This is a genomic window from Catenulispora pinisilvae (assembly GCF_015356865.1).
In the GTDB taxonomy this organism is placed as follows: Bacteria; Actinomycetota; Actinomycetes; order Streptomycetales; family Catenulisporaceae; genus Catenulispora; species Catenulispora pinisilvae.
In genome coordinates, this window is sequence record NZ_JAAFZA010000406.1 from 1 (window position 1) to 5,458 (window position 5,458).

The following is a 5,458-nucleotide window of genomic DNA, read 5'->3' on the forward strand; positions in this document are numbered from 1 at the left end:
GCGGAGGTGTGCGACGGGGCCGCGGTCGTCGGCGCGCTGCTCGTCGGCGGGTTCGGCTTCGGCGGGATCACCGGCGGTTTTGAGGCGGTTGAGGAAACCGGGGGCGGCGTGTCCGTCGAGGTCGGCGCCGTCACCGCGCCGGGGTCGACCGAACTCGAGGAGTCGCTGGTGCTCGGCGGCACGGCGGAAGTGGACGGGCTGGTCGCCGCCGCCGCGGTCTTGTTGCCGGAGCTCTTCCCGCTGAGCGCGACGAAGGCCGCCACGCAGCAGACCGCGACCACGACCGCTGTCAGCGCGTAGCGCACGATGCGTCCCCGGTCGACCGGCTCGACGGGTTCTGTCATCGGGAACACCGGCGGTGGCATGTCGCTGCCTGGCTGGAAGTGCTCGAACTCGTCGTGGCCGCCTCCGCCGGAAGCGACCGCGCTGGAACCCATCGCGCCGGAACCCATCGCGCCGGAACCCATCGCGCCGGAACCCATCGCGCCGGAACCCATCGCGCTGGAGCTCACCGCGCTGGAGCTCACCGCGCTGGAGCCCATCGCTGCGGCACCCACCGCTCCGGCGCCTACAGCGGCGCCGGCTATGGCGGCTGCGGTTGCCGCGCCGGTCGAGCTCGGGGCCGGTGCCTTCGCCTCGGAGCGGAACAGCGGGCGCGTGGATTCGTCGGGCGGCGTTCCGGCTCCGGGTCTGGCTCCCGCTCCCACACCGGCACCTGTTCCCAGGGCTGCGGGACCGGACGAAGCCAGCGAGACGTGGGTACTGTCGGCGTCGGTGTCGGCGCTCAGATTGCCGCCGTTGGAACCGGCCCTGGGACCGGCGTTGGAACGGGCGGCTATGGAGCCGGTGCCAGCGTCAGTGCCTATGGCGCCTGCGCCAGTGCCAGCGCCTGCACCTATCGGGCCCGGACCCGCACCGGGACCGGGCCCGGGACCGGGACCGGGACTGGGGCGGGGGCCGGGGTTCGGCGGCGTCCGGGGCACGCGCGGCAGGTCCTCGTCGCCGACCAGGCTGACGACGGGCGCTCGCGGCCCACGCGGGCGATCCGGTGCCGCCGGACCGGCGTTCAGCGGCGTCCGCGAGAGCTCCGCGTCCATCGGGCCGCTGTTCGGCGGGGTGCGGGGGATCTGCACGATGTCCGCACCGACGTGGGCATCATCCGGGCCCTGATTCGGCGGCGTCCGGGGGACCAGGGGCATCGCGGCGTCGGGGACGACGGCGGCATCGGCGGCGTCAGAGGCATTGGCAGCGAGGTCGTCGAAGCCGAGCGGCACCCGGTCCGCCGGGGCGCGCGAGATGTGCGTCGTGTCGGGGTCGTCGTACTCAGGGCCTTGATTCGGCGGGGTCCTCGGCACCGACGGCAGGGCGTCTTCGGTGCCTGATATGGACAGCTCGGCGGCGTCGGGCGTCGTCGGAGCTGTCGACTCCGCGAATCCCCCGCCTACCCGGTCGGTCCGGTCTCCGCCGGTGATGGCGTCTTCGGCGCCGGTGTCGGTGCCAGCGGCCGTGATCGGCGTCGCCCGCGATATGTGCGTCTCGTCGGCGGACAGGCTCGGGTCGGTCGGCTCGGTCCGCATGCCTGGCGCTTCCGGAGCGCCGGACATCTCCATGAGCGCCGCGTCCATGAGCGCGGCACCCGGGCCGCGTAGCGGGGTGATCCGGGCCGTGTGCTCCTCGCCGAAGTCCTCGGCCGGGTCGCCGTCGCCGCGGGCGTGGCGCGCGGGGGAGTGCGGCTCTGCGAAGTCCTCTGCACCCGGCGGTGGCACCGGGGTCGATGCCGATACTGACTCCGACTGCGATGCCGACTGCGATGCCGACATCGTCTCGGCGTCCGGTCCGGAGGTCGCGCCCTTGCCCCGCCGCAATTGCGTGACCGAGGCGATCCGGGTCACGGGAGCCGTGCCCTCGACCATCTCCAGCGTTCGCAGGCGTTGCGCGTCCAGGCGCTTCACCCAGTCCGCGTAACCGTCGGCGGACCAGGACGGCCAAGACCCCGCCGACTTGCCCTCCAGCCTCGGCAACCACCACGAGGCGAAGTACTGGGCGTCCACGGCCAACTGCTCGACCGCCGGCAGCCACTCCAGATCACGCCGGCGCCCGCCGCGCGGGGCCTGCGCCAACTTGGACAGCACGGGTCGCAGCCGCACCGCCAGATCCCGGGCCTCGCGCGCGGTCTGCGTCGCGTCCTGCGGGTTGGTGGCGGGGTGCCACTCGGTGCCGGCCAGAATGCCGGTCACCAGCGTCCTCGTACCGCCGCGCCCCCGTTCGTCTCCCCTGTCAGGCATGGGTACGAACGTATCCGTTTTGGATGTTCGAGTACAGATACCGGGGCAAGAACCTCAGGCCGCTTCCGGCCAGCGGTGCGGCATCCTAGAAGTCCTTGATCAGCTTCGCCAGGGCCTCCGCGGTGAGCGCCGGGGTCAGGGCGGTGACGCTGATCCGCTCTATCACCTGCAGATACACGTCGACGTCATCGCGTTTGTCCAGGTAGAGCGCGCCGGCCAGGTGCTCCAGGTAGACCACGTCGGGCAGGTCCGGCTCGGCGAAGCGCAGGATGGTGAACGCCCCGGCCTCGGCGGCGTGCGCTCCGGACTGGAAAGGCAGCACCTGCACCGTGACGTTCGGCCGCTCCATCATCTCCAGCAGGTGGGACAGCTGCTGGCGCATGATCTCGGGGCTGCCGACCGGGCGGCGCAGCGCGGCTTCGTCGACCACGGCCCACAGCCGCGGCGCGTCCTGCTCGCGCAGCAGCACGTTCTGGCGCTCCAGCCGCACTTGCACACGGCGCTCGGAATCGCTGTCGTAGACGCCACGTCCGGCCATCACGGCCCGCATGTAGTCGGCGGTCTGCAACAGGCCCGGTATGTACTGCACCTCGTAGGTGCGGATCAGAGAAGCAGACTCCTCCAGCCCGATGTAGCCGGCGAACCAGCTCGGCAGGACATCGTGGTAGCCGTGCCACCACGTGGTCGCGTTCGCGGCCTTGGCCATCGACAGGAACGGCTCCCGGGCGCCGGGGTCGGTGACGCCGTACAGCGAGAGCAGATCCTCCACGTCCCGCATCTTGAAACCGACGCGCCCGAGCTCCAGCCGACTGATCTTGGACTCCGACGAACGGATCTCCCAGCCGGCGGTCTCCCGGGTGATGCCCGCGGCCTCGCGCAGCCGCCGCAGTTGCGAGCCGAGCATGATCCGGCGCACCGTCGCGCCGCCCGAGCGTGGGGGCTCGGACTCGGGATCAGCGGTGTGGGGCCCACTCATTGCTTCCTCGCTCCATCTGAGGCCCGATCCCTGTAAATCCCAGGTGCCGGGCGGTGGATCAGCTGCCGATTGTGCCACTCGGGCGTCCGCTTGTGAACACCGCAAGCCTAGGTGGTCCCGGTGCGAGGGACACCCGGAGCGCACGGCAGGACCCTGAATCGTGTCGTCAAACTCTTTGCTCATCCGAGACCCTGCGCACGCCGCCTACGCTGTAGCATGCACGTGCATCCGCCTTATGCATAGGAAAACTCTGCGATTGCATGTGCCACCGCCGATGCGGCCGGCACCTGACGGGAGACCCGATGGTCGCGTCTGGTTACGCCTACTCCCTGCTCCATGCCGACCTGCCGGTCTGCATCGGGTACCAGGCCGTAGGACGCAGCGTGTCGACGCGCCACTGCGTGCTCCCGGCCCGCGCCGAATCCGTCTCAGCAGCCCGCCGCTTCGTACGCGACGTAGCGGAGGACTGGCGAGGCCGCCCAGAGAGATTCGCCACACTCCTGGAGAACCTGGGCATCGTCGTCAGCGAACTAGTGACCAACGCCCTAGTCCACGCCTACGAAGCAGTCCTCCCAGGCCGCACCTGCGACGAATCCGACCTGATATCCCTATGCCTCGTCCACGAACCCTGCGACACCGGCGACGGCGAAGCCGGCATAGAGCGCGTCCTATTCGCCGTAGCCGACCCCTCAGCAGCCTCTCCCGTAGCCCCCACCCCCGCCCGCGCCGCCGACGGCTTATGGGGCCTGGACGAATCCGGACGAGGCATGTACCTCGTAGAGGCGCTAGCCGACGACTGGGGCTGGCGCCGCTTCCGTGCCCCGGGCGCCGCCGAGCCCTCGGGGAAGGTCGTCTGGGCACTCTTTGAGCTTGCCTGCTGAGCCTTGAGCTTGCCTGCTCAGGCACCCGTGCCGTCCCGAACTATCGTCCCGGCTTGCCAACCCTCGCCTACTTCCGGCTCCTACAAAGCCGCGTCGCACCGCTTCCCCCGCCTACCGCCGACTCCCGCTAGGCCACTTCGGCACCGCTCGCCCTTACCTACTCTCGGCTCCTGCTAGGTCGCGTCGGCGCTGTTCGCCCCTACCTACAGTCGGTTCCTGCTAAGCCGTGTCGGCACTGCTCACCTCTACCTACTGCCAGCTCCTGCAAGGTCGCTTCGGCACTGCTCGGCGCTACCTACTGCCGGCTCCTGCTAGGTCGCCTTTGCCTACCGCTGGTCCCTGCTAAGCCGCGAAGCCGCTTCGGCACTGCTCGCCCTTGCCTACCGTCGGCCCCCGCACCCTCCGGCCAAGCCACGCCAGCCCTGCTTGGTCTCGCCCACTGCCGCCCCCGCACTCTCTGCCCACTCCCACCTAAGCCGTGTCGCTAGCCGTGTCGGTAGCCGTTTCGGTAGCCGTGTCGCTCTGCTTTGCCCTCGCCTTACTGCTTGCCCCTTGCCCCGCCTTACTGAAGGCGCCCGCCCGGCCAGCTCCTTCGTCCACCCACCACCCGGGTGTTACATACGGGGCTTTTGACGGGTATTCCCATCCGCTTTACTCCCGCGCCCCTGACCGTCGTCCACCCGCGTCGGAAAGCGTGACGCAGTAACCGCTTTCCGTGTTCGCACTCACTTTCGGTCCCCACCCGACAGCGGTCGGCACCGGCCCGATTCGGTTGGCTGTCACAGGGCTCGAATGTATATCGATCTGGTATCGAAGCCGCTCCAGACGCATGCCTTGAACCTGCGGGGAGAACCTTTACCCGCTCTTTGAACGTTTCACACTCGAAACCTATGCGCGTGCGGCAGCACTACCGCTAGCATCCGTTTACTGCCATGCATAAGCGAGTGCTGATTCAAACGCGGATGCACGTGCAGTGGATCAACCCTTCCCACCGTACATGTAAGGGGAAACGAGAATGAGCGAGTTCGAGCCCTACAACGGCATGCCGGCCACCAAGGTCGCCGCCGCGTGGCGCAAGAGCAGCTACTCCAACTCGCAGGGAAACTGCGTGGAGTTCGCCGGCATGGCCGACGGCTCGGTCGCGGTCCGCAACTCCCGCGACCCGCACGGCCCGGCCCTGCTGTACACCCGGGCCGAGATCGAGGCGATGATCAGCGGCATCAAGGACGGCGAGTTCGACGACCTGCTCGGCTGAGCCCTGCGCAACCTGCGCAATATACATAGTGGTACCCGCCTCCGGCCCCCGACCCCGGCCC

General features: G+C 69.5%; 4 protein-coding genes. 2 read left to right on the top strand and 2 right to left on the bottom strand.

Annotated elements, in window-relative coordinates; genetic code table 11:
• Nucleotides 1-2,285, bottom strand: a 2,285-nt coding sequence (locus IZR01_RS47870; protein WP_438939731.1) for a hypothetical protein, incomplete at its 3' end; no start/stop codon positions are given.
• An 85-nt stretch (nt 2,286-2,370) separates the two neighbouring features.
• On the bottom strand, nt 2,371-3,261 hold the full coding sequence (locus IZR01_RS47875) for a Sco1979 family transcriptional regulator (RefSeq protein WP_194898803.1): 891 nt from the start codon (nt 3,259-3,261) through the stop codon (nt 2,371-2,373).
• 383 nt (nt 3,262-3,644) lie between these two features.
• Here IZR01_RS47875 and IZR01_RS47880 point away from each other — a divergent pair, with 383 nt between their 5' ends.
• Nucleotides 3,645-4,142: an ATP-binding protein gene (locus IZR01_RS47880; protein WP_194898802.1), complete on the top strand. Its 498-nt coding sequence runs from the start codon at nt 3,645-3,647 to the stop codon at nt 4,140-4,142.
• 1,015 nt (nt 4,143-5,157) lie between these two features.
• Nucleotides 5,158-5,397 carry a DUF397 domain-containing protein gene (locus IZR01_RS47885; protein WP_194898801.1) on the top strand — a complete coding sequence of 80 codons (240 nt, stop codon included), beginning with the start codon at nt 5,158-5,160 and terminating at the stop codon, nt 5,395-5,397.
• Nucleotides 5,398-5,458: the final 61 nt, after the last annotated feature.